A 25,546-nucleotide genomic window follows, 5' to 3' on the forward strand; every position below is an offset into this window, starting at 1 on the left:
TTTATCTCTCCTTTATATTTACAAAATTTCTTGGTTCTGGTCCTGTGTATTCGCTACTTGGACGTATTATTTTATTATTTGCTCTTTGTTCTTTTATATGAGCACACCAGCCACTTACTCTACTCATTATGAAAATCGGCGTGAAATAATCCGTTTTAATTCCCATAAAATGATAGGCTGAAGCACTATAAAAGTCTGCATTTGGTGGCAAAGATGGTCTTTTTTCCTTCATTAAATTTTCTATTGCTTCGCTAACCTTGTAAAGCAGGGTATCTCCACCAAGCTTCTTGCTCCATTCTTTTATAAGTTCATTTCTTGGATCTCCTCCAACTCCATAAACCCTATGTCCAAAGCCCATTAAAAGCTCTTTTTTCTCAAGCTTTTCATTTACTCCTTTTATAGCCTCATCAACTGAGGAAAAGCTTTGTATCAAATACATTGCAGCTTCATTTGCTCCGCCGTGCAATGGTCCTCTTAAAGCACCAATAGCCGCAGCTACAGCACTAAAAATATCACTTCTTGTAGAAGCACAAACCCTTGCTGTAAAAGTAGAAGCATTAAATTCGTGTTCCGCGTAAAGTATTAAGGAGCAGTGCATAGCTTTTATAAAATCTTCCTTAGGTTTTGAAAGTTGTAGTTTTTCTAGAAAATATCCAGCTATGGTTTTTTCATCGCTATTAAAGTCTATTTCTTTGCCAAAATTTGAGTAATGATGCCAATAGCAAAGCACTGAAGGTAAAATTCCAAGCAATCTTATAATCTTTTCATCTTGGTCGCTAAAATCTTCTTTTTCAGCTTCTAAAGCCCCAAGTGCTGCAACTGCACTTTGCATCAAATTCATAGGATGCACGTTTTTTGGTATGGCTCTTAAAACAGCTTTTAAATTTTCACTCAAATTTCTATTAGCACAAATTTTTTCTTTGTATTCTTTTAGTTCGTTTTCTTTTGGCAATTCTCCGAATTGAAGCAAGTAAGCAACTTCTTCAAATTCAGCCATTTTTGCCAAATCTTGTATGCTGTATCCGTAGTAATTTAAACCATTTCCAAGCCCGCAAGTGCAAATGGCACTACTTCCAGCTATAACACCAGCAAGTCCCCCTACCTTTTTCTTAGCTTCACTTAAACTCATTTTTTATCCTTTTTAAATAAACTATCAAGCTTTTCCTCATATCTGTAGTAATCAAGCATACTATAAAGCTCTTCTCTAGTTTCCATTATATCTAAGACTTCTTTTTGGTGACCGTTTTTAAGAATGCTTTCATAGACTTTATAAGCAGCTTTGTTTATAGCACGGTTTGCTGAAAGTGGGTAAAGAACCATTGCAATTCCAACACTTGCTAGTTCTTTTTGTGTAAAATACGGAGTTTTTCCAAATTCTGTTATATTTGCTAGGACAGGAACTTTTACAAGCTCTGTGAATTGTTTATACTCATCAAGGCTGTGTATAGCTTCTGCAAATATCATTTCAGCTCCAGCTTCAACATAAGCTAAAGCCCTTTCTATAGCTTTTTCTTGTCCTTCTATAGCGTGTGCATCAGTTCTTGCCATAACAACAAAATCAGGATCTATCTTAGCATCCATTGCGGCTTTTATCCTATCGCACATCTCATCTTTGCTTACAAGCTCTTTATTTGGGCGGTGTCCGCATCTTTTTTGAGACACTTGATCTTCAATATGAGTAGCTGCAGCTCCAGCACGGGTTAATTCTTTTATAGTTCTAGCTATGTTGAATGCCCCTCCAAAGCCTGTATCTGCATCTACTAGCAAAGGAGTATCAACTCTAGCACAAATTCTCCTAACATCTATACAGACCTCTTCTAAGGCTATTATCCCTAAGTCAGGCAAACCATAAGAAGCACTAGCAACGCCAGAGCCTGAAAGATAAAGAGCTTTATGACCTATCTTTGTCGCTTGTAAGGCTTGATAAGCGTTTATAGCACCTACTATAGCAAGCGGATTGCTATTTTTTACGAGTTCTTTAAATTTTTTTCCAGCACTCATTTTTAATTTTCCTTTCTTTTTGGTTTTTTTCGTCTATGTCTTTTTTGTAGTTTTACAAATTTTTTATTTGCTTTCTACAAGCTTTCCTTTCTTTTAAATTTTTCTTTATTATAAAGATTTTACAAAAAAAATAAAATGCAAAAAATCTTTACACTATGTATAATTTTTGCACTAAAAATATTTTTTTTGCATATTTTTTATACATTTTTTATAAAATTGCATAAAAATATTGTAAAATTTATATACATTTACTCTCTCTATTTTTGCGGTTTGTGTAACCATTTGTAATATTTTTAAAGGGGTATAATTTTATGTTAAATACCAGAGAAAAAATGCAAGAGATTTTCAAAAGGTCTTCTTTGAGTTTAAGTAAATTTGCAAATATTTTAGGAAAAGATAGAAGAACTGTAGTGTCTTGGCTTGAAAACAAAGATAAAAGAGAACTCGATGAAAATAGCAAAGAAAAAATTTGTGATTTTTTTCGCTATCCATTTAAAATTTGGAATAGCGATGATGCGGAGTTTTATTCACTTTTAAATGGTCTTGTTCAAGAAGAAGTTAGAATCATAGATGAAGGCTATGTCGGCGGTTTAAAATACATCTATGAAAATGAAAATGAAGGCTCTCTTATCCTGCATCCATCTTTTCCAAATCCAGCCTACAGGGATTTTATAGTGCCTTCTGTGTATCAAAATATAGACAGCGAAGAGGCTAGGTATTACCGCAAAAAAAGAGGAGAAAAAATGCGTTCTTACTCTTTTGTAGCTAGTGAGTGGTATTCCATAAAATCATTGCTTGAGTTTTGTTTTTCTCCCATAGGAAATTTTTATACAAGGGAGCAAAAAATATCAATCCTAGAGCTAATGCTACACACTTTTAAGGACAATTTAAACAAATCCTTGTATTTTTTCGATTCTTACTCGCTTAAAATTTATGGACTTGATATGTTTTATCTCTCTATCAATATAAAAGAAAATTTTATGTTTTTTAAGGCTCCACTTGAGATGTTACTTGTAGAAATTCGTAACAGTTCTTTGGTTTATAAGCTGCATCATCATTATACAAATGCTAAAAAATGCCCAGTTCATATAGATCCAAAAGATGCAAGTTTTATACTAGAGCTTTTAATACAGTGCTTAAAGGAGAGATTAGACTTGCTTAGTGCTTGTGAATTTATAGGAAAGAAAAGTAAGTATGTGGATTTGTTTAAAAAAAGTTTAAGTTTAGAACTTTTATCTTAGTGTTTTAAATATGCTATAAGTGTGAATTTGGACGGTAAAACATAAATTTTATAATAATGTTTCAAAATTTAAATTTATCTTTTCATCTAGGGCTTTTAAGCTAAGCATTTTTTCTTTATAAAGATTTATAGCCTCATTTATATCTATACTTTCAAAATAAATTTCATTATTAAGCCTAGACTGTGCTAATAAACTTAAGTCATTTTCTATCACAGTTGCTATTTTTGTATATCCTCCGGTGCTTTGCCTGCCTGCCATTAGTATTATAGGAAAGCCATTTTGCGGCACTTGTATATTTCCAAATACAGCTGGATCAGAGATTATATCTGCTTTATCTTTATGTTCTATCTTTTCATCTGCCTCTGTGTGTATAGCCATTCTATCGCTTTTGTTGCCAACTTTATACACAGTATTTAAAAACGTATCCAAGCCTTTTTTTGTAAAAGCGTCTTTGTCTGTAGCCATTAACACTCGTATTTTTAATCTTTTTTCTAGTTTTAAGTAAGGATTTTCGCACTGTCTTTTGCTTAGATTAAATGGTATGAAAGTATTTTTAGCCTCTAAAATATCTCCATTTTTAAGATTTCTTCCATCAAAAATGCCAACTTTCATTTTAAAATCAGAACTCTTGCTATCTAAAAAATTTTTACAGTCAAACCCACCAGCTATGCATAAATAGCCTCTAAAACCAACCTTTGCCAATCCTAACTCTAAGACATCATTTTTTTCTGCCTTATATACTTTGCAAGTTTTTATGTCTTTACCGTTTAGTTTTGCATCAAAAGACGCACCACTTAAGCAAAAATAATGCTCATCTAAAAATTCATATTTTCCACCTTTTAAACAAAGCTCAAGCCCAGCTTCTTTATAAAAATTTCCAAGTAAAATATTTGCTATCATTAAAGAGTGAGTGTCCATAGCTCCACTTCTTGCTATGCCAAAATTTGCATAATTTTTTCTACCAAAATCTTGCAAGCTAGAATTTATAGAAGCTTCAATTATCTTTATACTCATATACTTCCCTTTTGTAAGCATTTTTCTCAACAGCTTCTTTTATCTCAAAAAAATTCTTTTTATCAATGCTTTCAAATTTTAAAAACATTCCAGCTTCTAAAAACACAGGCTTATTTTCATTTGTCTTATCAAAAAAATTAAGAGGGCTTCTAGCTATTATTTGCCAACCACCCGGACTTTGTATAGGATAAATTCCGGTTTGTTTGTCAGCTATACCCACAGATCCAGCCTCTATCAATGTTCTAGGACTTGCTAATCTAGGTGTGAAAAGCCTTTTATCAAGCCCTCCAAGATATGCAAAACCAGCCATAAATCCAAGCATATAAATTCTATAAAATGGGCTTGTATGAAGTTTTATAAGCTCTTCTTTGCTTAGTTTAGTGTGAGAGCATACAAAATCTAAGTCTATTCCAAATTCTTCATCATAACAAAGCGGTATTTTAATGCATAAAAAATTCTTTTTTTCTGTATTTATCTTTTCTTTTTTTATATTTTCTAAAAATTCACACAAGCTTTTCAGCGAAATTTTTAAAGGATTATAATATATAAGTAAAGAGCAGTAAGCACTTACGACCTCTTCTATGCCTAGAATTTCAAAATTTTCTTTAGCTTTTTGCAAGCTTTCTTTTACAGATAAGACTTGAGAATTTATTTCAGGCGATATTTCTTGCTTAAATTGAAGCAAGACAGTATCTGTGCTATTTATGTGTATTTCAAACATTTTAAAACAACTTTAGCATTGTAAGTATTGCTAGATAGGACATTAATATGACTATAAAAATTCCAAAAATACTCATTATTTTTGGGTGTTTATAGTCTCCGACTATACTTTTTTTGTGTGCTGCTACAATCATAATAAGCAATGTTACGGGAAGTATCCAGCCATTTATTGTTCCAGCTAGTATTAGTAGATTTGTAGGGCTTTGTCCTAAAAAACAAAATGTAAGCGTTGAAAATATTATGAAAGATATAACCACAAAACGGTTGTATTTATCAAGCTTATTATGAAAGGACCTTATGAAAGAAACGGAAGTATAAGCAGCACCTATAACAGAGGAAATAGCTGCTAAAAACAAAACTGCTCCAAAAAATTTAAGTCCCACATCTCCTAAAGCTTCTAAAAATACAGAACCAGCTGGATTTTCTTTATCTACAGTAAAGCCAGAGCTAAGCACACCTAAAACAGCTAAGAATAAAAGAACTCTCATAACAGCAGTTACGAGTATGCCACTTACAGCTGCCTTGTTTATGTGTTTTAGATTTTCAACCCCTACTAAATTTGCATCTATTAATCTATGAGCACCTGAAAATACTATATATCCGCCGACAGTCCCACCCACTAAAGTAACTATAGCTACCACATCTATTTTTGATGGTATGAAACTTTCTTTCAAGGCTAATAAATATGGAGGATTAGATGAAAAGGCAACATAAGCAGTTATTAAAATCATCACAAAACCAGCAAAGACTATAAATTTATCCATAAGTTCGCCAGCTCGTTTAAATATAAAAATTCCAATAGCTATTATACAGCTAATAATGGCAGCGTTTATCAAGTCTAGTCCAAACATCAGTTTCAAACCTAGTGCAGAACCAGCTATATTTCCCATATTAAAAATAAAGCCTCCAAGGGCTACTAAAAATGCTATAAGATAGCCAAGTCCTGGAAATACCATATTTGCTATGTCTTGTCCTCTTTTTTTGGCTACTCCTATAACCCTCCATATATTAAGCTGTGCACCTATATCTAGGATTATAGATATAAGTATGACAAAGCCAAAACTAGCAAGTAAAGTAGATGTAAAGCTTGCAGTTTGAGTTAAAAAACCAGGTCCTATGGCTGAAGTAGCCATTAAAAAAGCTGCACCTATTAAAGCTGTTTTATTTTGCATTTTTACCCTTATATTATATTTTCTAAGCTAGAAATTTCAATACCAGCTTTCTTAAACTCTAAATTTATGCTTTTTACAAAATCTAAGGCTTTTGCATTATCCCCATGAACGCATATACTATCAACTTTTATGTCTATTTCCTTGCCATTTATAGTGCTAACTTTTCCATTTTTTACCATATTGATCACTCTTTTTATAGCCTCTTGTTCATCGTCTATTACAGAGCCTTTTATAGACCTTGAAACAAGAGTGCCGTCCTCATTGTAAGCCCTATCTGCAAAGACTTCATTTGCATATCTTAGTCCTTTTTTTCTTGCACTCTCACACATTAAAGAAGAGCTAAGTCCAAGCAAAATGATATTTTCATCAAATGAAGCTATCGCTTCGCATAAAGCAAGAGAAAGCATTTCATCTTTACAAGCCATATTATAAAAAGCTCCGTGTGCTTTTAAGTGAGAAATTTTTGTATTATGTGCCTTTGCAAAGGCTGATAAAGCACCTAATTGATAAAGCGTGTAGTTTTTTGCTTCATCAAAACTAATCTTCATCTCCCGGCGTCCAAATCCCAAAAGGTCTGGAAATGAAGGGTGAGCACCTATTTTGACATTATTTGTCTTAGCTAAAGATATTGTTTTATCCATAACCATAGGATCAGATGCGTGAAATCCACAAGCTACATTAGCAGAGCTTATGTATTTTAAAATTTCCTCATCAAGCCCCATTTTATAAATAGAAAAAGCTTCACCTAAATCGCTATTTAAATCAACTTTTAACATTATTTAGCCTTTTATTTTAGATTATAATAAATTTTTCATTAAAAAACACAGTATAAAATAAATTTTTATATATAACAAAAGGAAAATTATGAATTTAGCTCATTTTCACATTATGTTTTTTGCCGTTACTATGGGGCTTGGAGGCTTTGCTATGGCTTATAGGGAGCTTATAAAAATAGCATTTTTTTCTGATTTTTATTTCATACTTTTTAGATTTTTTGTAAGCTTTTTGTTTTGTCTTATAACTTTGCTTTATATTATTAAGATATTTAAACATTTTGATGAGGTCAAAAAAGAATTTTCTAATACCATAAAGATAAATTTCTTTTCCACCTTTCCTATATCTTTGCTGATTTTAGCAAATTTATGGCAAGATTTTGTGTTCTTGCACGATACTTTATTTTATATAGCCTTAGTCCTTCAAACTTATTTGAGCTTTTATATCATTTCTTTTTGGATAAATAAAAATTTAGAGATAGAGCATTCAAGTCCAGCTTGGTTTATACCGGTGGTTGGAAATTTGATTATAATTGTAGGAGCTAGAACAGTCGAGCCTTGGCTTTGGTTTTATTTTTCTTTGGCTATGTTTTTTTGGTTGGTTCTTTTTTGTATCATTTTTTACAGGATTTTATTTCACTCACAACTTCCAAATAAATTTATGCCAACGCTTTTTATAATGATAGCCCCACCTTCAGTTGGCTTTTTAGACTATTTAAAATTAACTAATAGCTTTGATGTTTTTGCTATAATGCTTTTAAATTTAGCTTTGTTTTTTAGTATATTATTAGTATTTATGTATAAAAACTTTTTAAAGCTCAATTTTGCTTTATCTTGGTGGGCTTTTACCTTTCCAAGTGCGGCTATGTGCATAGCTTGTTTTAAAGCTTATGAATTAAGCGCTTCGTCATTTTTTATGAATTTTGCCTTGTTCATATTTCTTGCTTTAGTCCTTATGATAGTTTTTATATCCTATCATACTATAAAAAATATACTAAATAAAAGCATTTTTAAAGATTGATAACTTAATCCCTTAAAAAGCCGGTTAATGGCGAACTAGCGTCTGCAAATTCGTTTATAGGTGCTATTTTAGCTAGATAAGCATTTCTTCCAGCCTGTATAGCTAGTTTAAAAGCTCTTGACATTTTTGCTACATCGTTTGAAAGAGCTATCGCAGTATTTACCATAACAGCACTTACGCCCATTTGCATAGCCTCACAAGCTTGAGCGGGTGTGCCTATGCCCGCATCTACGATTATGGGTAGTTCTATTTCATTAAGTAAAATTTGTATAAATTCTTTAGCACAAAGCCCTTTGTTAGTGCCTATGGGAGCAGCAAGTGGCATTATAGCAGCTGCTCCAGCGTCTCTCATAGCTCTGGCTGCGTATAAATCAGCACTCATATAAGGTAAAGCCGTAAAGCCGTCTTTTACTAGAAGTTCAACGGCTTTTATAGTTTCGTAATTATCTGGTAATAAATACTTACTATCCCTTATAACCTCTATCTTTACAAGCTCACTTTTGCAAATTTCTCTAGCAAGTCTAGCTATTTTTAGTGCTTCTTCTGCAGTCCTTGCCCCTGAAGTGTTTGGCAGCAAAGAAATGCCTTTTGGTATGTAGTCAAGTATATTTTCTACATTTCCTGTGTTTGCCCTTCTTAAAGCAAGGGTTAAAAGATCTACCTCGCCTTCATTTATCGCTGCTTTTATCAAATTTAAAGAGTATTTTCCAGAGCCAAGTATAAAGCGAGATTTAAACTCAAATTTTCCAAGTTTTAAAGTATCCATTAACATTCCTCGTATTCTTTGTTTGCAAGCAATTCAAGCACTAAATTTGCTTGATGAGCAGCACAGATATTTACCCTTGGTGCTATTAGTCCGTTTCCAAGTCTTGCTGCACTTTTTAAGTCCCCGCAGACAAAAAAATTTTTTGCTATTTTTCTTGTTTTTATGAGATTTGAATTCCCATAACCAGCTAAACCAGATGCGGATATTAAAATTTTATCCTTAAAAAAACTGTGAAAATTTTGTGCCAACATAGCTTTATAAACGGCGTTATCAAAAGCTTCACAGACTATATCATCATTACAAAAAAGCTCTTTTATATTTTCTTTTTCTATTTTAATGGTGTTTATGTTTATTTTTATGAAAGGATTTATTTTTGAAATTTGCTCTTTTAAAGCCTCTGTTTTAAATTTACCCAAATCATCTACATTGTAAGCTTGTCGGTTTAGATTGCTAGGTTCAACAGTGTCAAAATCTATCAAATGAAGTGTCCCAATCCCACTTCTTGCAAGCATTATAGCTATGTGCGAACCAAGTCCGCCAAGCCCACACACAGCAACAGAGGATTTTTCAAGGCTGTCATAAAGCTTTGGTGTGTGTCTAGCTCTCATCATAGCTTTTAGTTCGTCTTTATTTGGCATTGTTTTTTTGCTTATGCAAAAAAGCTCATCTCCTTCTTTAAGCTCTATGTTTTCTTTTGTGGCAAAGCCATTTACTATAAAAACATCGCTTTCATCTTTGCTTACAGTTTGAAAAAAATCTAAGCTATTTTTAAGATTTGTATCAAAATCCCTGCCATTAAATTTGATCTTCATCAACCACCGCCTACAAAGCTTACGATTTCGGCTTTATCGTTTTCTTTTAAAAGCAAGGTTTCAAACTTATCTCTTGAAATGACTTCTCCATTTAATTCTAAAGCTATAAATTCCATTTTTAAATTTTTTTCTTTTATATAATCCATAAATTTAAGCTCTTTAAGCTCAATTTTTTCTCCATTGATAATCATTTAATTCCTTTTGAATTCTCATAGTTTCTTTGATAATTTTACACATTTTTAATAAATGTTCCAATTCTTCCTTAGAACATTCATAATTTTTGCGGTATTTTAGCCACTGTTTTATAACCTGATAGCCTCCTATTGTATAGCCCCAAATTTCATCACTTATAGGACTTATGGCTAGATCTTCATTTAAGATGATTTTATTATCTAGGAAACGGTCTTTTTCTTGGTATTTTTTGATCTTAAAATTTGTCTTTTTATCTTTTTTTAAAAAGATAAAATCAATCTCATCTTGCAAGTCTTTCTTAAACAAATGAAGCTCTACAAGCTCTTTACCAAATTTAACAAATTCATTAAAAGTATTTTCATCTACTTCAAAATTTATCCTAGCAAAGCCTATTTTTAGATACTCTAAGTATTTTTCTCTATATTTTGGATCGTATAAATTCGCATAGATAAAGTATAAAATTTCCTCAGGGCTTTTATCTTTTAAAATTTTATGTTTTTCTTTGTAAGCTAAAAATTCGCTTGTGAAATTAGGAAATTTTTCATCGTTGGTATAAAAATAAAGCGGGGCTATGTATGTTCTACTGCCTACATAATGTCCATCTATGATTTTATCACATATTAAAGACAAGCCAAAACAATCATAATTTAACGTTTTTTCAAAACAAAGCCCTAAATTTTCTTTATTTATAAAATGTTGCATAATGTCATATCTAGGAAGTCCTAAAAACCCTTGTTTCTCTGAATAAAAAGTCCATCGAGTATCAAAAGGTCTATAATGTATTTTGCTAATAAAACCTGTATTATTTTTATATTGAGTTAAAGTATCTGAAATTATGGAATTATCTAAATTATATTTTTTTACATTTTCTTCTTTTGTTAAATTTTTAAAATCAGATAAAACATTTTCCATATCTTTTTTATTTAGCTGTATAGCTATATTATCTTTTTCCGTTTGAATTCCACTATTATGATTTAAAAATATAGCCTTTTTATCTCCTAAAGCTTTATCAGGAGCTAAAGCCCAGAAATTTTCATATTCTTCATTATTAAATTCTTTTTTTACAAAGAAAAAATGAGGTTCATTTAAGCTTAATGCTTCCCATTTTATACTTTGTAAGCCCTTTTGTTTTATCTCATCTAAAAGGGCAAATTTTTCTTTTCTTGAAAAGATATTATTAACACTTGTAGAATAATAATACACCTTAGCACCGTTACTTGGACTATCCTTATACTTTACAAATAAGCTTATACAAACGCCTATTTTTATATCAAAAACATTTTTATCATTATTAGCGTCTTTGTCGCTTCCGTGTAAATTTAAAATGTAAATTTCATCAAAGCTTTTATATAAACTTTGCCTCATCTTTCTGTGTATGCGTCCCTCTAAAAAAGAATTATTTGTGATAAAACCCATTAAGCCTTTATTGTTTTCAAAGATATTAGCTCTTTTTTGCTCTAGCAATTTCCACTGGGCAAAACGTATAAATTTAATATAATCATCATCTAAAGGTTGTATATTTGTTTCATTTAAGCCTTGTTTATAGCTTTGTAAAAGCTCAAGTATTTTTTTATCCTTATTTTTGCTTTTTGCGTTATAGGGAGGGTTTCCTAAGATAACAAGTAAATCTTGACTGTGTTTCACATCTCTTGCTTTTTTCCACTCTGTATCTAAATTTTCCAAAGGCATAAACATATTAAAATTCGCATCTTTTTCTAAGTCTAAAGTATTATTAAGAAAAATTTGAAAATCCGCTTCGCTAAAATCCTTAAAACCATTTTTTCTTAAAATGTGTCCTAGTTTTAACCTTGCTACGATATAAGGCACAAAGGACAGTTCAAATCCGTAAATGTCTTTTAAAAATTTATTTTTTATGGCTTCATTTTTAAAAACTTCACTTTCTTTAGAAATGATTTTTTCAAAAACAGAGGCTAAAAAGCTTCCTGTGCCTGTAGCAAAGTCAAGCACTTTTACGTTTTCATCATTAAAGCCTTTGTTTTTGTTAAATTTGCTTTGCAAAAGCTCATCTAAGCTTGAAACTATCATATCTACAACACTTTTTGGAGTGTAAAAAACTCCGCCTTCTTTGCGTTTTTGTGTCGCTCTTAAATCATCATAAGCCTTTAAAAAATCCTCATACAAATATATACTTATGCTTTCTAAGTCTTGATTTAAAATTTTACAAAGTGCTATTTTATCTATCAAAGCTAGGGTTTTTTTGATATTTTCTAAGGTGTATTTTATATCTTGTGGTAAAGAAAAAGAAGGCACAGCAAAATACACAAATTCGCTTAAGGTTATAAAAGTGCTTGGTAAAAATGAGATAAATTTTTCTATAGGGATTTTTTCTAAATCATAATCATCATTTTCTACATAAGAAACAAAGATCCCATACACTATGGCTTGAGCTAAAATATCACAAAATTCTTCATCTTCTAAATCTATCTTTTCTATATTTTTAAAGGTATCTTTTGTTTTTCGAAAAAATCTTTTAAAAGAAGAATTTGCATCGCTTTCATCAAAAGAAATTTTTAAAGCATTACTTAAATAAAAACTTTGAGAGCTTAAAACTTTTATTAATTCTTGCTTTGATTTTATAGCGGTGCTATTGTCATCAAAAAAGGCTTGAAGTAGCTTTTTAAGTAATGAGATATTGTTTTCAAATAAATTTTGCTCGTTTAAATTAAGCTCATCATCAAGCAAATCAACATCAAAAAGCACCTTATCAAAAGAAAAAAGTATAAAGCGTTTATAGTTTGTAAAGATGATATTAGGTGAAATTTGCAAGTATTTGCTAAGCTGCTTTCCTTTTAAGTGTAAATTTAAATCTGCATCTAAATTTTTACATTCTATAAAGCCTATGAGGTGATTATAGCTTAGCTCATTTTCTTTATCTATGAGTTTATACGCTTTAAAATCAGGTCTTATAGAGCCTTGTCCTTTTTCGCTTTTTGGCTCGTGGATAATTTTTATCTCTTTAGGCTTTAAGCCATTAAGCAAATTTTCAAAAGGGGTTCTAAAAGTATGTTCGTTATAGTTTTTAGCTTGAAAGATTTTGTGAATTTCACTTGCATATTTTTTAAAAATATCCATTTTTTTCCTAGTTAAAATTCTCTATCAAATCCTTAAAAATAAGACAAAGTTTTTCAAAATCCTCCACACTTACTCTTTCATTTGCAGCGTGTATGCTTTCATTGCAAACACCAAATTCAACCACATTTATACTATGCTCTGCAAAGAAACGTGCATCGCTTGTGCCGCCTTTTGTGTTAAATTCTGGCACAATGCCTGTGATCTTTTGTATGCTATGATTTATTTTTTGCACTATTTTATTATCTTTATTTGTTAAAAAGGGTTTTGAGCTTTGTTTTAACTCAAGTTCATAATTTAAACCTTCAAGCACCTTATCAACATAGGATTTTACATCATCAAGCGAGCTTTGTGGAGAATTTCTGACATTAAACATCATTTCAAGCTCATTTGGAGTAACATTTGAAGTTTGCATACCTGCTCTTATATCTGTTATGACTATCTTTGATGGAGCAAAAATTTCATCTCCTGGATCAAGATCAAACCCCGCTAAAAGCTTCAAAGCAGGGGCTATTTCGTGTATAGGATTTATAGCTTTTTGCGGATATGCTGCGTGTCCTTGCTTTCCTTTTATCTTAAGTTTTGCGTTTATAGAGCCTCTACGTCCTATTTTCAAGCTATCTCCAAGCTTGTTTTCGCAACTTGGTTCAGCAACAACAACATAATCAGGCAAAAGATTTTTTTCTTTCATAAAATTTATAATCTCAGCGGTGCCGTATTTAGCCTCTCCCTCTTCATCACTTGTTATTAATATAGAAAGCCTTGAACCGTTAAAATTTTTAGCTTCAAGAGCTGCTGCTAAAAAAGCTGCTAAGCCACTTTTCATATCAGCTGCACCTCTTGCATATATGAAGCCATCTTTTTCTATGGGTTTGAAAGGATCACTATCCCAACCATCTCCCGGCGGCACTACATCTATATGTCCGCAAAATGCTAAATGCTCTCCGTTTTCATTAAATTCTTTTGTTAGTAAAAGATTTTTAATACCCTCTTTTTCTATAAAAAATGCTTCAAAATCTACAAAATGCATAGCTATGTAGTTTAACGCCCCGTCATCTTTTGGTGTGATTGATTTGAATTTTAAAAGCTCTATCAAAAGATCTTTAGCTTTCATAAAATTCTCCTTTTTATTTTTTTATATTATACAAAAAATGTTTTATATATTAGCATAAAAGCGAAGTATTCTATTATAAGGGCTGATGCTAGATTTATGTAAAATAATACTTTAGCATTAAATTTATCAGCAAATTTTGAAACAAAAAAACTAAGACAAAAAACCCAAATGAGTATAGATAAAAAAAGCCCAAAACCAAGGACTAGATAGTATTTTTCTTTGCTTAAAAAAGAAGAGATGCTTAGCCAAAAACTTATGATGTAAGGATTGCTTAAATTTAAAACAAATCCCTTTATATAGCTTTTTAACGCCCCTTCATTTTCTTTGCTTTCTTTTAGTTCTAAATTTTTAGTTTTTGTTTTTATGCTTAAAAATGCTAGATAACTCAAAAAACAAAAGCCAAAAATCGCTAAAATTTTGTTAAAAAATTCATTATCTAAAAATTTTAAAATCCCAAAAATAAGCAAGAAAAAGTAAAATATATCAGCACTCATAGCTCCTATGCCTAAAAAAAACGCGTTTTTAAAAGATTTTAAGGCATAGCTTAAAATGAGTATGTTCATAGGTCCAAAAGGAACAGCAACGCCAAAGCCTAGCACAAGTCCTTGAAAAAAAGATGCAAACATTTTAGTCCTTGAGAAAAGTTCTTATATAAGTAGCTATTTCATCTATAGCTTCACTAGCTTTTTTAGTATATGTTTTATCAAAGAAAATGCTTAACTGTTCATCATATTCTAGATTATTTAAAATGCTTTTTTCACACATTCTTGCAAAATGTCCAACAGGCAAAACCGCTCCGCTCGTTCCTATGCAAACAAAAAGCTTTGTTTTATTTAGCAAGTTATAAAGAGTTGCATACTGCGGTGCGGCTTCTTCAAACATAACTATATTATGTCTTAAAAAAGGCTTTTTGCACTTAGGACAAATTCTATCCTTTTGCCTTTCATAGCCTATATTAAAAACGCTTTCACAAGCCTCGCAACGAAGTTCTGGCAAAAAACCGTGCAAGTGAATCACGTCTTTACAGTTAGCCCTTTCAAGCAAATCATCTACATTTTGAGTTATTATAAAAATTTGTTCTTTAAATTCGCTTTTTAACTCGGATATGACTTTATGAGCGTGATTTGGTTTTACGTCTTTTAACTGCATTCTTCTTTCATTGTAAAATTCTAAAACTTTTTTGGGATCTTTTTCAAAGCCACTAGCCGAGCAAACTTCCATAACGTCGTATTCTTCCCATAAACCATTAGAATCTCTAAAAGTTCTTAAACCACTTTCAGCACTTAAACCAGCACCGCTTAAAATCATCACAGTTTTCATTACAAAGCCTTAAATTTTTAAGCAAAGTTTAGCAAAAAAGCCGTAAATTTTAAAATAAAAGCCTTTATTTTATGATTTTAATCAAAATTTTACTATCTTAGCACCAAATCCGCCTTGATTCATCGGTGCATCGTTAAATTCTTTTACACTTTTATGAGTTTTTAAAAATTCTTTTACAGCAAAGGCGAGTTTTCCTGTGCCTATTCCGTGATACACTAAAACTTCTTCAAAACCAGCTATAAGTGCATCTGAAATGAATTTATCAAGCTTTTCTATTGCTTCTTCACTTCTTAATCCGTGTAAATCAAGGCTTACAGAAGCTGTATTTGTTTTTTGAAATTTAACCGTGCTTTGTGTTTTTTGCTTTTGTTGTTGTATTTTTACAAGAAAGGAAAGAGGCACTCTAAGGCTTATATTGTCGCTTTGTATGAGAGCTTCATTTTTGTTTATAGATATAATCTCTCCTTTTATGTCGTTGTATTTTACAAAATCCCCTATATTAAGTGTTTGCGTTTTATTATTATCTTTTATTTTTATTTTTGATTTTAATTCATTTGCCTTATTTATGCTTCTTTGCTTGTCTTTTAGCTCTGTGAAATTTAAGGCTTTTTTTGCTTCTTGTATGGCTTCGTAATACTTAAATTCTAAATCCTTAACTAGTGCATTAAGTTTATTTTTGCTTGATTCTTCTTGCTCTTTTAGTCTTTGCAAAAGCTTGTCTAATTTTACTTCTTTATTTTCTATCTTTTTTATCTTTGATTTTAGCTCTAGTTCTAAATTTATATTTTTAGAAACTATATTTTCTAGATCTTCTTTGTCCTTGCCGTAAAGTTCTCTTGCTTCTTTTACTAAATCTGCTTTAATCCCATATCTTAAAGCGGATTCAAAGGCGTATGATTTTCCTATCGTTCCTTTTAAAAACTCATAACTAACTCTTGCATTTTTTTCATCATAAAGTGCAGCTACAAGCTCGACTTCTTCATTTTTAGCTAAAAGTAGGGCTAGTTTTTTATGGTGGGTTGTGATTATTATCTTTTTTTTCTCTTTGATTAAATTTGAAATAAGCACAGTATAAAGACAAGAAGCTTCATTTGCGTCTGTTCCAAGCTCTATTTCATCAACACCTAAGAGTAAATCTTGTTTGTCAGAAAGCTTTGAAAATTCAAGCATTCTACCAGCAAAAGTTGAAATATCATTTTTTGCATTTTGTGGATCTTCTATAATGCTTATAAAATTTTTAAATGAACCTATCTTGCTTTTGCTCGAATTTATAGGTATTGGCAGCAAATATTTTGACAAAAAACAAGCAGACATTATCCCTTTTAACAACATAGATTTTCCACCAGCATTTACTCCGGTAATAAGCAAAACTTGTTTTTTAAAATCAATACTTACTTTTTTCGCATTTTTTAGCACAGGGTGTGCGAAATCCGTTAATACTATATCCTTTGACTTATCGCAAAGAACAAATTCATAATCTTTTTGTTTAGCCAAAAGCACTCTAGCACTGTAAGAGTCAAAAATATCAAAGGCTTTGTTGATAAATTTTAAAAAGGAGAGATTTTTATGAAAAATAGAAGAGATTTTTTTAGCGTATTCGTAGTAAATTTCCTCTTTTTGAGATTTTAAATTTTCTTTTTGACTAAGTAGGTTTTCAATGCAAAGAGGCAGGACATAAAAGCCCCCAGAATTTGAACGTGCTAAAATTTTACATTTTAATACAGAAGAAAAACCGCCTCTTAAAAGCAGACATTCCTCGCCGTTGATTAGATGAATTTGTCTGTCTATTAAATAAGAAGAGATATTTTGCGAATTTAAAAGTCTTGAAAATTCTAGCTTTATTTCCTCGTTTTTTAAACTTATATTTTGATTTATAGCCTTTAGTCTTTCATCAAGCTCATCTTTTATTTGTGCTTTTTCGTCAAAATATTCGTAAAGCTCCAAAATTTCTGGCTTTATAACTATTTTATCTAGCCATTCTCTTAAGGATTTTTCAAATTTTAGCTTTTTAAGATAGCTAAAATATTTACAAATTCTTACAAATTCAAAACTTTGCTCTAAATGTAAAACGCCTTCTTTACTTAAATGAACTAATTCTTTATCTAAATTTTTTATCTCATTTGGCGGCTCAAATTCAACGCTTTCAAGCTCTTTTATATGCTTAAAATGGAGATTGTAATCCCCTTCTAAAAAGAAATCTTTATCTCTTGCTAAAAGTTTTTTAAATTCGTTTATGTATGAATTTAAATCCAGCTTTTGTATGAGTGTTTTCATATTTATAGCAGAGTAAAACTCCTACCTTTCTAACTTTATCTTAGCTTGTTGCTTATATCTCCAGCTCCAAAACCTATTATAAGCCCCTCATCAAATACTCGCCCATCATTTGCTACTAAATATTTTCCCTCTCTTTTCAAATCATTTATAAAGATAGCCTTTTTAAAATGTTCTTTTAAATTTATATCTATTTCTTTTTCTCCAGCCGCATAAACAGGCAAGATAATTAATTCATCAACATCTTTAAAAGCTTCTTTAAATTCATTTAAATTTGCAAGCAAACGAGTGTATCTGTGTGGTTCGAATATAGCACTTATTTTTTTATATCCTAGCAACTTTGCGTATTCAAACGCAGCTTTTAAAGTGGCTTTAATCTCTGTAGGGTGGTGACCGTAATCATCTATGATAGCTAAATTCTCATCGGCTTCTAATATATCAAATCGCTTTTTAATCCCCATATAACTTTGCAAATTCGCTTTTATCTCATCTATGCTTTTGTATTCTTTAGCGGCTAAAATAGCCAGTGCCGCGTCGATTGCTAAGTGATTGCCTATGCCAAGTATGTGAAATTCGCCATAGTCTTTAAGTTTAAAGCTTGTATGTGGCTTATAGTCTTTAATAACTGTCTTGCAGTCTTTTATATCCTTACTTGGATATAGTTTTATGCAGTCTAAGTCCAAATTCGCCAAATATTCATCTTCAGCATTTACAACTCTTATCTTTGCTTGTTTTAAAAAGTCATAATAAGCTTTTTGTAGTTTTTTTAAATCATTATCATAGTGTTCTAAATGCTCTGCTTCAGTATTTGTAACTATAGCTAAATGAGGGTTTGAATTTAAAAATGAACTATCGCTTTCATCGGCTTCAAAAATGAGCTTATCATTTGCTTTATATATCATATTTGAGCCAAAATTCTTTAATATAGCTCCTATGATTACCGAGCTTTCATCTAGCAAAGAAGCGAGTATGCTTGAAGTGGTGCTTTTTCCGTGAGCTCCGGCAACTGCTAAAACCTTTTTATCTTTTAAAATCATAGGCAAGGCTTCTTTTCTTGATAAACACTGTATGCCAAGCTTTTTTGCCTCTTTAAATTCAACATTTTCTTCTTTTATAGCTGCTGAATAAATAACTAAGTCCTTATTTAAAACATTTTTGGCTTTGTGCGGTATAGACACTTTTATGCCTTGCTTTTCAAGCTCCATTGTTGTTTTACTTTCTTTTAAATCAGAGCCACTTATATCAAAACCTTTTTCTTTTAAGAATCTAGCAAGAGCTGAAATTCCAATGCCACCAATGCCTATGAAATGTATTTTTTTCAATTTCTACCTTTTTTATGAGTTGTATTTTTTAGCTATAAGCTCAAATTTCCATAGCTTTCTAGCGTCATTTGCTTTTTTTGCGTCTATTATAAGCATTTCTTCTTTATCTTTTAAACACTCTATAAGCTCGCCAAAAGCATTTATATAAAGTGTGTTTCCATAAAAATTCCAATTATTATCGTTTTTAAGTTTTCCTATGCGATTGACCCTAAGCACAGCACAAGAATTTAAAAAAGCTCTAGTTTTAAGCATTTCAAGCCACCTTTGCTCGCTATTAAATGTAGAAGCTGTAGGTAGTATCAAAAGATCTATCTTTTTTGCTCTTATTTCAGTCCAAAAAAAGTCAAAATGTGCTTCAAATCCAAAGCACAAAGCACATTTTATATCTTTATATTTAAAGTTAAAAAGTTTCAAATTTTTGCAAGAATTTTTAAAAAATTTCTCTTCATTCCAATGGGAGTAGGACATTAAAATTTGTTGTTCGTATTTTTTTATCTCGTCTTTTGAAATTTTTAAACACAGTTTTTTAAAGCCATCTTTTTCTACGGTTACAAAGGGTGCTATGATTTCAATACCGTATTTTTTGGCAAATTTAACTAAGCTTTCTTTTTTGACTTCGCTTTGTTCTTTTATCATATTTTTTGGCATACTTATAAGTTCTGTAAAAAAACTATTTATAACGTATTCTCCTAAGATCACTAAATCAGCACCATTATCTTTTGAAGCTTTTATATAGTAATCAAGCCTTGATTCGCTAAGTGCTAATGTAGGAAGTTGTAGGGCTGCTATCTTACTCATCTATTTTTTCCACTTCTAATTTTGCATTATCTAATATCTCTCTTGCTTTTTTTATATCAAGCAAAGCATTTTTATATATTTTTATGCTTGTATCCAAGCTAAGATCTTCTTTGTTTAGCTCTTCTAAAGCTTTATTTACCTTATCTATACATTCTTCGAATTTCATTATTGATTAACCTTATAATTTGGTGCTTCAGCGGTTATAGTTACGTCATGAACGTGGCTTTCTTTAAGACCTGCACTTGTGATTTCCACAAATTCAGCCCTTTCTTGAAAGCTTTTTATATCCTTTGCACCTACGTAACCCATAGATGAGCGAAGACCGCCAATAAGCTGATGTATAACATCTTTTATGCTTCCTACATAAGGAACTCTAGCTTCTATACCCTCTGGCACTAGTTTATCTATCGCCATTCCTTCTTGAAAGTATCTATCAGAACTACCTCTTTGCATAGCAGCTAAACTGCCCATACCTCTGTAGCTTTTATACTGCCTGCCTTGATAACTAAATATCTTGCCTGGGCTTTCGTCTGTCCCTGCTAATAAAGATCCTATCATCACTGAATTTGCACCTGCTGCTATGGCTTTTGCTATATCGCCTGAATATTTTATACCACCATCTGCTATTATTTTTTTGCCGTGTTTTAAAGCTTCTTTTGCACAGTCAAATATAGCAGAAATTTGAGGAACTCCAACGCCTGAAACAATACGAGTAGTGCAAATGCTTCCAGGTCCAATCCCAACCTTTATCGCATCAGCTCCAGCTTCGCACAATGCCTTTGTAGCTTCTGCTGTGGCTACATTTCCAGCTATAAGGTCTAAATTTTTGTATTTTGCTTTTATCTCTTTTACTGTGTCAATTATGCCTTTTGAATGTCCGTGTGCGCTATCAAGCACTATTACATCAACTCCGGCTTCAACAAGCGCATCAACTCTTTTCATATCTTTTACTCCAACAGCTGCCCCAACCCTTAATCTACCATAGCTATCTTTGTTTGCATTTGGATATTCTTTGCGTTTTTTTAAGTCTTTTATGGTTATCAAACCTTCTAAATGTCCCTTTTCATCTACTAAAGGTAGCTTTTCTACTTTGTTTTTGCTAAAAATTTTTTCAGCCTCGTCTAAGGTGCAACCTTTTGGGGCTGTGATTAAAGGTGATTTACTCATAAGATTTTTTACTAGATTATTTGTATTTGTTTCAAATCGCAAATCCCTATTTGTAATAATACCTAGCAAGATTTTATTCTCATCTACTACTGGAACACCAGAAATTCTGTATTCAGCCATTATGGCTAATACTTCTTTTACTTTAGCTTCCTCTCCTACAAAAATCGGGTCTATAATGACCCCGCTTTCACTTTTTTTAACCTTTTTTATCTCTTTTACTTGATAATTTATATCCATATTTTTGTGTATTATGCCTATGCCACCAAGTCTAGCCATCATAATCGCACTTCTATGCTCTGTTACCGTGTCCATAGCAGCCGATATTAATGGCATATTTAAACTTATATTTTTTGTAAGTTCTGTTTTTATATCAACTTGTTTTGGTAAAACTTCAGAATATTTAGGCAGCAAAAGCACATCTTCAAATGTCAAAGCTCTTTTTATATCTTTCATTGTCTTTCCTCATTTATGATTTTTTCAAGACTTAAAGCACCGTCAAGTAAAATTTGTTCGTTATATGCCTTGCAAATAAATTGAGCCGATATATTTAAGCCGTCTTTATCCTTTGCTACTGGCACTGAAATTCCACCAAGTCCGGCTAAATTTGCAGATATAGTATAAACATCTTCTAGATAGGAATCTATAGGATTTTTTTTGCTATTTATATCAAAGGCAGTGCTAGGAGTAACAGGCATAAATATTAGATCGCAGTCGCTTAAAAGTTCATTATATTTATTTTTTATAAGAGCTCTTGCTTTTTGAGCCTTTATGTAGTAAGCATCGTAATATCCGGAGCTTAAAACAAAACAGCCAAGTAAAATCCTTCTTTTAACCTCATCGCAAAAACCTTGTGAGCGACTTTTGATATATAAATCTTTTAAATTTTCTATATTTTCAGCTCTTTTTCCGTATCGTAAGCCATCGTATCTGCTTAGATTTGCACTTGCTTCAGCGGTAGCTATTATATAATAAGCTGCTATATCGTATCTAAAGTCTAAAAGTTCTTTAAATATTATTTCGTGTCCGTGAGCCTTAAGCATATCAAGACTTTTTAAAAGAGCATTTTTTATATCGGGGCTACTTTTTTCTATGTAATTTTTTATAGCCACAATCCTTAGTTTTCTTTCAGCATTTAATTTATCGCTTGTCTTTACAAATTCTACATTTGCACTAGTGCTATCAAGATTATCATATCCTGCTATCGCATCATAAAGTATAGCAGCATCTTCAACGGTTTTTGTTATAGTGCCTATTTGGTCAAGACTTGATGAGTAAGCAGCAAGACCGTATCTGCTAACTCTTCCATAGCTTGGCTTAAAGCCAACGCAACCACAAAAAGCGGCTGGTTGTCTTACAGAGCCTCCGGTATCAGAACCCAAAGAAGCCAATGCTATATCAGCAGCTACTGCAGCAGCACTTCCTCCACTACTTCCTCCTGCTACTTTTGATAAATTTGTAGGATTTAGTGTTTTACCATAAAACGAACTTGTAGTAGAATTTCCCATTGCAAATTCGTCCATATTACATCTACCAAAAGGAGAAAAGCCATTTTGTTTCAAGTTTTTAATAGCTGTTGCATCAAATGGGGCGATGTATCCTTGCAAAATTTTAGAAGCACAGGTAAGCTCCCAACCTTTTACGCTTATGTTATCTTTTATAGCTATTGGAATTCCATCTATGCTATCTGTTAAATCTTTGTCTAAAAATTGCTCTACATAAGCACCTAAATTTTTTGTTTTTTTAGCTTTTTCGTTTAATTCTTTTTTAAGCTCTTTAAGCTCTGTATTTGATAATTTTAAAGCCTCCTTTAAGCTTATCATTTGTTATCCTTTTTCTTTAATATTATAAATGATAAAATTCCTACTACTGCAAATGCTAGTATAGTGTATATTATGATAGAATTTGGCACTTCTTGATTAAACATTTATTTCCTTTAGAACTTTAGCACATCTAGCACAGGTTTCATCCTCATTTTTAGCTGTAAATTTCCAACATCTAGGGCATTTGTGGTGTTTTGCTTTGAGGATTCTAAACTGTTTATCATCTACTACAAATTCGCATAAAGCTTCTTCGTTGTTGTCTATGCTTGTTATCTGGCTTACCATAAACCAATCCTCTATCTCACTTAAATCATTACTTAAAATTTCATTAGCAGAGCTTTGCAAGCATAATTCCAGGGTTGATTTTATTAGTTTATCTTTTTTTAAAACATCTATGTTTTCTAAAAATTTCTCTCTAGCTGATAGTAAAAGTTCGTCATTTATGGAAAAATCAAAGTTAAAATCACCCTTATATACCAAATCAAACACATCATTTGCGTTTTCTTTTATTATAGAGTTTGCGTGTTCTAATGCCTCATCTGCGGTATGCGTTAAAGTCGGTGCTATTAAGACTAGTAATTCTTTTGTTATGAGACAAAGTGCTGATTGAGCGCTTATCCTTCTTTTAGAATTTTTGCTATCACAATAAAGCCTATCTTTGCATATATCTAAGTAAATACCGCTTAATTCTACTATCATAAAATGAAGTATTAAATTATAGCCCTTTGAGAATTCATATCTATCAAAAAATTCTTTCGCATTTTTAAAAACCTCACTAGCCTTGCTTAATATCCATTTATCTATGAATGTAAAATCTCTTGTATCGATAAAATCAAGGTCATTTGTATTGGCTAGTAAAAATCTTATGGTATTTCTTATTTTTCTGTATTGTTCTGCCACTTGTTTTAAGATGCTATCAGATATTTTTAGATCCCCAGTAAAGTCGCTAAGCAGCATCCATAGCCTTAAAATTTCAACACCATAGTTTTTTGCAACATCTAAAGGAGATATAACATTTCCTTTGGATTTGCTCATTTTTTGCCCTTTTTCATCTACAGTAAAACCGTGTGTTAATATGCTCTTATAAGGTGCTTTTTCTTTTATAGCAGAACTTAATAAAAGAGAGCTTTGAAACCAGCCTCTATGCTGGTCGCTTCCTTCTAAATACATAGATGCTGGATATGACCCAGCCTCATAATCACCAGAGCAAAGCACGGCATTAAAGGTGCTACCGCTATCAAACCACACATCTAAAATATCATAAATTTTTTCTAAATTTTCTGCTTTATGTTTTGAATTTTCTGGCAATAAATCTTTTATATCAAGCTCCCACCAAGAATCAGCTCCATTTTTTTCAAATAAAGAAGCTATATGCTCTAAAATTTCATTGTCTAATACAAGTTGTTTTGTTTGTTTATCTATAAAAAATGCTATAGGAGTGCCCCAGTCTCTTTGCCTTGATATACACCAATCAGGACGGTTGCTTATCATAGAGCCTATTCTTTTTATACCACTTTGAGGATAGAATTTTGTAAGCGAAATTTGCTTTAAAGCTATTTCTCTTATTGAGCTTGAGTTTAGTTTTTTTTCATCCATTGTTATAAACCACTGTTTTGTGGCTCTGTAAATAACTGGCTTGTGTGTTCTCCAGCAAAAAGGATAAGAGTGTATGAATTTTGATACATTTATCAAATTTTCTCCTAAAAGCTCTAAAATCCTTTCGTTTGCTTTAAATACATGAAGTCCAAGAAATTCTTTTATATTTTCTTCTTTAAACAACTTTTTTTCTTTTATTGTTTCATCGTAACAAGCACTTTCATCTACGGGCATAATCACTTCTATGTCGTATTTTAAAGATACATAATAATCATCTTCTCCGTGTCCAGGGGCAGTATGCACAAGACCAGTGCCTCCGTCCATTAAAACGTGCTCTCCAAGGATTATTAAGGATTTTCTTAAATTTAAAGGATTTATAGCTTCTAGTTTTTCAAGCTCTGCAGCTTTAAATTCTTTTTGTATTTCGCCCTTTGTAAATTCTTTTTGTATCATACTTTCAAGCAAGGGCTTTGCAAAAATTAAATTTTCTTTTGTAAGCACGTATATTTCATTTGGGTTTATAGATATAGCTTGATTTGCGGGTAGAGTCCAAGGAGTTGTAGTCCATATAACTGCTTTTGCCTCTTTTATGCCAAGCTTTTTACAAGATTTTTCATCTAAGTTAAATGCTACAAATGCTGAATAATCTTCCTTATCTTCATATTCTACCTCTGCTTCTGCAAGTGCTGATTTTGCCGCCCAGCTCCAAAATACAGGCTTACTTCTTTGCACCAAAAGCCCTCTTTTTGCTACTTCGCAAAGCGTTCTGTAAATTTCAGCTTCAAATTTAAAATCCATAGTTAAGTAAGGCTTATCCCAGTCCGATATCACTCCAAGTGCTTTAAATTCTTCTTTTTGTATATTTACAAATTCATTTGCGTGTTCTCTACATAGCTTTCTAATCTCTTTTTTGCTTAAGGTATCTTTTTTTCCAGCAAGTTTAAGCTCTACTTGTTGCTCTATAGGCAAACCGTGACAGTCCCAACCGGGAGTAAAAAATACTTTTTCTCCATTAAAATAATGTGTTTTTACTATACTTTCTTTTAGAATTTTATTTAGAGCGTGCCCTATATGTATATGCCCATTTGCATAAGGTGGTCCATCGTGTAGAGTGAAAATTTTACTTGCTTCTTTTCTTTTTTCTGACATTTTTTTGTAAGCATATGAATCTTTAAACCATTTTTTAAAACGTGTTTTTTCATTTTCTGCAAGATTTGCCCTCATTGCGAAAGTAGTATTTGGAAGTAACAAGCTATCCTTATAGTCCATATAAAAACCTTAAAAAGAAATATTGATTTTGTAATTTTACTTAATTAGATTTAACTTTGACTTTATT

General features: G+C 31.6%; 22 protein-coding genes. 2 read left to right on the forward strand and 20 right to left on the reverse strand.

What is annotated here, in order from left to right; all coding sequences use genetic code 11:
- Position 1 precedes the first annotated feature (1 nt).
- Both Q0J35_RS02135 and prpB read right to left on the reverse strand, forming a co-directional pair.
- Positions 2-1,129 (reverse strand): citrate/2-methylcitrate synthase, encoded by a 1,128-nt coding sequence (locus tag Q0J35_RS02135; RefSeq protein ID WP_297192897.1) that lies wholly within the window; start codon positions 1,127-1,129, stop codon positions 2-4.
- Positions 1,126-2,001: a methylisocitrate lyase gene (gene prpB, locus Q0J35_RS02140; RefSeq protein ID WP_297192898.1), complete on the reverse strand. Its 876-nt coding sequence runs from the start codon at positions 1,999-2,001 to the stop codon at positions 1,126-1,128. The genes Q0J35_RS02135 and prpB overlap by 4 nt, the downstream gene beginning before the upstream one ends.
- A gap of 311 nt (positions 2,002-2,312) precedes the next feature.
- On the opposite strand from prpB, the gene Q0J35_RS02145 reads away from it, so the two are divergent.
- A complete protein-coding gene (locus tag Q0J35_RS02145; RefSeq protein ID WP_297192899.1) occupies positions 2,313-3,242 on the forward strand; it encodes a hypothetical protein in 930 nt (309 codons plus the stop codon).
- 48 nt (positions 3,243-3,290) lie between these two features.
- Here the strand turns inward: Q0J35_RS02145 and Q0J35_RS02150 are convergent, their stop codons facing one another.
- The 4 genes from Q0J35_RS02150 to Q0J35_RS02165 are packed head-to-tail and all read right to left on the reverse strand — an operon-like array spanning position 3,291 to position 6,924.
- Complete coding sequence (locus Q0J35_RS02150; RefSeq protein WP_297192900.1) at positions 3,291-4,256, reverse strand: biotin-dependent carboxyltransferase family protein; 966 nt, start codon at positions 4,254-4,256, stop codon at positions 3,291-3,293.
- A complete protein-coding gene (pxpB, locus tag Q0J35_RS02155) occupies positions 4,237-4,977 on the reverse strand; it encodes a 5-oxoprolinase subunit PxpB (RefSeq protein WP_297192901.1) in 741 nt (246 codons plus the stop codon). Before pxpB ends, Q0J35_RS02150 begins: the two co-directional genes overlap by 20 nt.
- A gap of 1 nt (position 4,978) precedes the next feature.
- Positions 4,979-6,148 (reverse strand): NRAMP family divalent metal transporter, encoded by a 1,170-nt coding sequence (locus tag Q0J35_RS02160; protein WP_297192902.1) that lies wholly within the window; start codon positions 6,146-6,148, stop codon positions 4,979-4,981.
- An 8-nt stretch (positions 6,149-6,156) separates the two neighbouring features.
- Entirely contained in the window at positions 6,157-6,924 is a 768-nt protein-coding gene (locus Q0J35_RS02165; RefSeq protein ID WP_273402856.1) for a 5-oxoprolinase subunit PxpA, read from the reverse strand.
- 88 nt (positions 6,925-7,012) lie between these two features.
- Here Q0J35_RS02165 and Q0J35_RS02170 point away from each other — a divergent pair, with 88 nt between their 5' ends.
- Entirely contained in the window at positions 7,013-7,942 is a 930-nt protein-coding gene (locus Q0J35_RS02170) for an SLAC1 anion channel family protein (protein ID WP_297192903.1), read from the forward strand.
- Positions 7,943-7,946: 4 nt separating this feature from the next.
- On the opposite strand, the gene Q0J35_RS02175 is transcribed toward Q0J35_RS02170, so the two are convergent.
- The 14 genes from Q0J35_RS02175 to ileS all read right to left on the reverse strand — a co-directional run bounded on the left by Q0J35_RS02175 (position 7,947) and on the right by ileS (position 25,479).
- Complete coding sequence (locus Q0J35_RS02175; protein WP_297192904.1) at positions 7,947-8,714, reverse strand: thiazole synthase; 768 nt, start codon at positions 8,712-8,714, stop codon at positions 7,947-7,949.
- A complete protein-coding gene (gene thiF, locus Q0J35_RS02180; RefSeq protein WP_297192905.1) occupies positions 8,708-9,520 on the reverse strand; it encodes a thiamine biosynthesis protein ThiF in 813 nt (270 codons plus the stop codon). The genes Q0J35_RS02175 and thiF overlap by 7 nt, the downstream gene beginning before the upstream one ends.
- Positions 9,520-9,711 carry a sulfur carrier protein ThiS gene (thiS, locus tag Q0J35_RS02185; protein WP_094325736.1) on the reverse strand — a complete coding sequence of 64 codons (192 nt, stop codon included), beginning with the start codon at positions 9,709-9,711 and terminating at the stop codon, positions 9,520-9,522. The genes thiF and thiS overlap by 1 nt, the downstream gene beginning before the upstream one ends.
- Entirely contained in the window at positions 9,686-12,805 is a 3,120-nt protein-coding gene (locus tag Q0J35_RS02190; RefSeq protein ID WP_297192906.1) for a type ISP restriction/modification enzyme, read from the reverse strand. The genes thiS and Q0J35_RS02190 overlap by 26 nt, the downstream gene beginning before the upstream one ends.
- A gap of 7 nt (positions 12,806-12,812) precedes the next feature.
- Positions 12,813-13,916 carry a succinyl-diaminopimelate desuccinylase gene (gene dapE / locus Q0J35_RS02195; protein WP_297192907.1) on the reverse strand — a complete coding sequence of 368 codons (1,104 nt, stop codon included), beginning with the start codon at positions 13,914-13,916 and terminating at the stop codon, positions 12,813-12,815.
- A 26-nt stretch (positions 13,917-13,942) separates the two neighbouring features.
- Complete coding sequence (locus Q0J35_RS02200) at positions 13,943-14,542, reverse strand: LysE family transporter (protein ID WP_297192908.1); 600 nt, start codon at positions 14,540-14,542, stop codon at positions 13,943-13,945.
- A 1-nt stretch (position 14,543) separates the two neighbouring features.
- On the reverse strand, positions 14,544-15,236 hold the full coding sequence (locus tag Q0J35_RS02205; RefSeq protein ID WP_297192909.1) for an NAD-dependent deacetylase: 693 nt from the start codon (positions 15,234-15,236) through the stop codon (positions 14,544-14,546).
- A gap of 81 nt (positions 15,237-15,317) precedes the next feature.
- Positions 15,318-17,510 carry an endonuclease MutS2 gene (locus tag Q0J35_RS02210; RefSeq protein WP_297192910.1) on the reverse strand — a complete coding sequence of 731 codons (2,193 nt, stop codon included), beginning with the start codon at positions 17,508-17,510 and terminating at the stop codon, positions 15,318-15,320.
- A gap of 35 nt (positions 17,511-17,545) precedes the next feature.
- Positions 17,546-18,829, reverse strand: coding sequence for a UDP-N-acetylmuramate--L-alanine ligase (gene murC, locus Q0J35_RS02215; protein WP_297192911.1), 1,284 nt, complete (start codon positions 18,827-18,829; stop codon positions 17,546-17,548).
- Between the two features lie 12 nt (positions 18,830-18,841).
- Positions 18,842-19,627: a carbon-nitrogen hydrolase family protein gene (locus Q0J35_RS02220; RefSeq protein WP_297192912.1), complete on the reverse strand. Its 786-nt coding sequence runs from the start codon at positions 19,625-19,627 to the stop codon at positions 18,842-18,844.
- Positions 19,620-19,793, reverse strand: a complete 174-nt coding sequence (gene xseB, locus Q0J35_RS02225) for an exodeoxyribonuclease VII small subunit (protein ID WP_297192913.1) — start codon at positions 19,791-19,793, stop codon at positions 19,620-19,622. The genes Q0J35_RS02220 and xseB overlap by 8 nt, the downstream gene beginning before the upstream one ends.
- A complete protein-coding gene (guaB, locus tag Q0J35_RS02230) occupies positions 19,793-21,247 on the reverse strand; it encodes an IMP dehydrogenase (protein ID WP_297192914.1) in 1,455 nt (484 codons plus the stop codon). Before guaB ends, xseB begins: the two co-directional genes overlap by 1 nt.
- Positions 21,244-22,614, reverse strand: coding sequence for an Asp-tRNA(Asn)/Glu-tRNA(Gln) amidotransferase subunit GatA (gatA, locus tag Q0J35_RS02235; RefSeq protein ID WP_297192915.1), 1,371 nt, complete (start codon positions 22,612-22,614; stop codon positions 21,244-21,246). Before gatA ends, guaB begins: the two co-directional genes overlap by 4 nt.
- 96 nt (positions 22,615-22,710) lie before the next feature.
- Positions 22,711-25,479: an isoleucine--tRNA ligase gene (gene ileS, locus Q0J35_RS02240; protein WP_297192916.1), complete on the reverse strand. Its 2,769-nt coding sequence runs from the start codon at positions 25,477-25,479 to the stop codon at positions 22,711-22,713.
- Between the last annotated feature and the right edge of the window lie 67 nt (positions 25,480-25,546).

The sequence above is a fragment of the uncultured Campylobacter sp. genome (assembly GCF_944323605.1).
Classification (GTDB): domain Bacteria; phylum Campylobacterota; class Campylobacteria; order Campylobacterales; family Campylobacteraceae; genus Campylobacter_D.

Excerpts from the sequence above, each read along its gene's own strand:
- Q0J35_RS02210 (WP_297192910.1), bottom strand. The coding sequence starts at position 17,510 with ATGAAAACACTCATACAAAAGCTGGATTTAAATTCATACATAAACGAA.
- Q0J35_RS02175 (WP_297192904.1), bottom strand. The coding sequence starts at position 8,714 with ATGTTAATGGATACTTTAAAACTTGGAAAATTTGAGTTTAAATCTCGC.
- Q0J35_RS02160 (WP_297192902.1), bottom strand. The coding sequence starts at position 6,148 with ATGCAAAATAAAACAGCTTTAATAGGTGCAGCTTTTTTAATGGCTACT.
- Q0J35_RS02135 (WP_297192897.1), bottom strand. The coding sequence starts at position 1,129 with ATGAGTTTAAGTGAAGCTAAGAAAAAGGTAGGGGGACTTGCTGGTGTT.
- dapE (WP_297192907.1), bottom strand. The coding sequence starts at position 13,916 with ATGAAAGCTAAAGATCTTTTGATAGAGCTTTTAAAATTCAAATCAATC.
- ileS (WP_297192916.1), bottom strand. The coding sequence starts at position 25,479 with ATGGACTATAAGGATAGCTTGTTACTTCCAAATACTACTTTCGCAATG.
- Q0J35_RS02200 (WP_297192908.1), bottom strand. The coding sequence starts at position 14,542 with ATGTTTGCATCTTTTTTTCAAGGACTTGTGCTAGGCTTTGGCGTTGCT.
- thiF (WP_297192905.1), bottom strand. The coding sequence starts at position 9,520 with ATGAAGATCAAATTTAATGGCAGGGATTTTGATACAAATCTTAAAAAT.
- Q0J35_RS02220 (WP_297192912.1), bottom strand. The coding sequence starts at position 19,627 with ATGAGTAAGATAGCAGCCCTACAACTTCCTACATTAGCACTTAGCGAA.
- gatA (WP_297192915.1), bottom strand. The coding sequence starts at position 22,614 with ATGATAAGCTTAAAGGAGGCTTTAAAATTATCAAATACAGAGCTTAAA.
- Q0J35_RS02205 (WP_297192909.1), bottom strand. The coding sequence starts at position 15,236 with ATGAAAACTGTGATGATTTTAAGCGGTGCTGGTTTAAGTGCTGAAAGT.
- prpB (WP_297192898.1), bottom strand. The coding sequence starts at position 2,001 with ATGAGTGCTGGAAAAAAATTTAAAGAACTCGTAAAAAATAGCAATCCG.
- Q0J35_RS02150 (WP_297192900.1), bottom strand. The coding sequence starts at position 4,256 with ATGAGTATAAAGATAATTGAAGCTTCTATAAATTCTAGCTTGCAAGAT.
- pxpB (WP_297192901.1), bottom strand. The coding sequence starts at position 4,977 with ATGTTTGAAATACACATAAATAGCACAGATACTGTCTTGCTTCAATTT.
- Q0J35_RS02165 (WP_273402856.1), bottom strand. The coding sequence starts at position 6,924 with ATGTTAAAAGTTGATTTAAATAGCGATTTAGGTGAAGCTTTTTCTATT.
- guaB (WP_297192914.1), bottom strand. The coding sequence starts at position 21,247 with ATGAAAGATATAAAAAGAGCTTTGACATTTGAAGATGTGCTTTTGCTG.
- Q0J35_RS02170 (WP_297192903.1), top strand. The coding sequence starts at position 7,013 with ATGAATTTAGCTCATTTTCACATTATGTTTTTTGCCGTTACTATGGGG.
- Q0J35_RS02145 (WP_297192899.1), top strand. The coding sequence starts at position 2,313 with ATGTTAAATACCAGAGAAAAAATGCAAGAGATTTTCAAAAGGTCTTCT.
- xseB (WP_297192913.1), bottom strand. The coding sequence starts at position 19,793 with ATGAAATTCGAAGAATGTATAGATAAGGTAAATAAAGCTTTAGAAGAG.
- Q0J35_RS02190 (WP_297192906.1), bottom strand. The coding sequence starts at position 12,805 with ATGGATATTTTTAAAAAATATGCAAGTGAAATTCACAAAATCTTTCAA.
- thiS (WP_094325736.1), bottom strand. The coding sequence starts at position 9,711 with ATGATTATCAATGGAGAAAAAATTGAGCTTAAAGAGCTTAAATTTATG.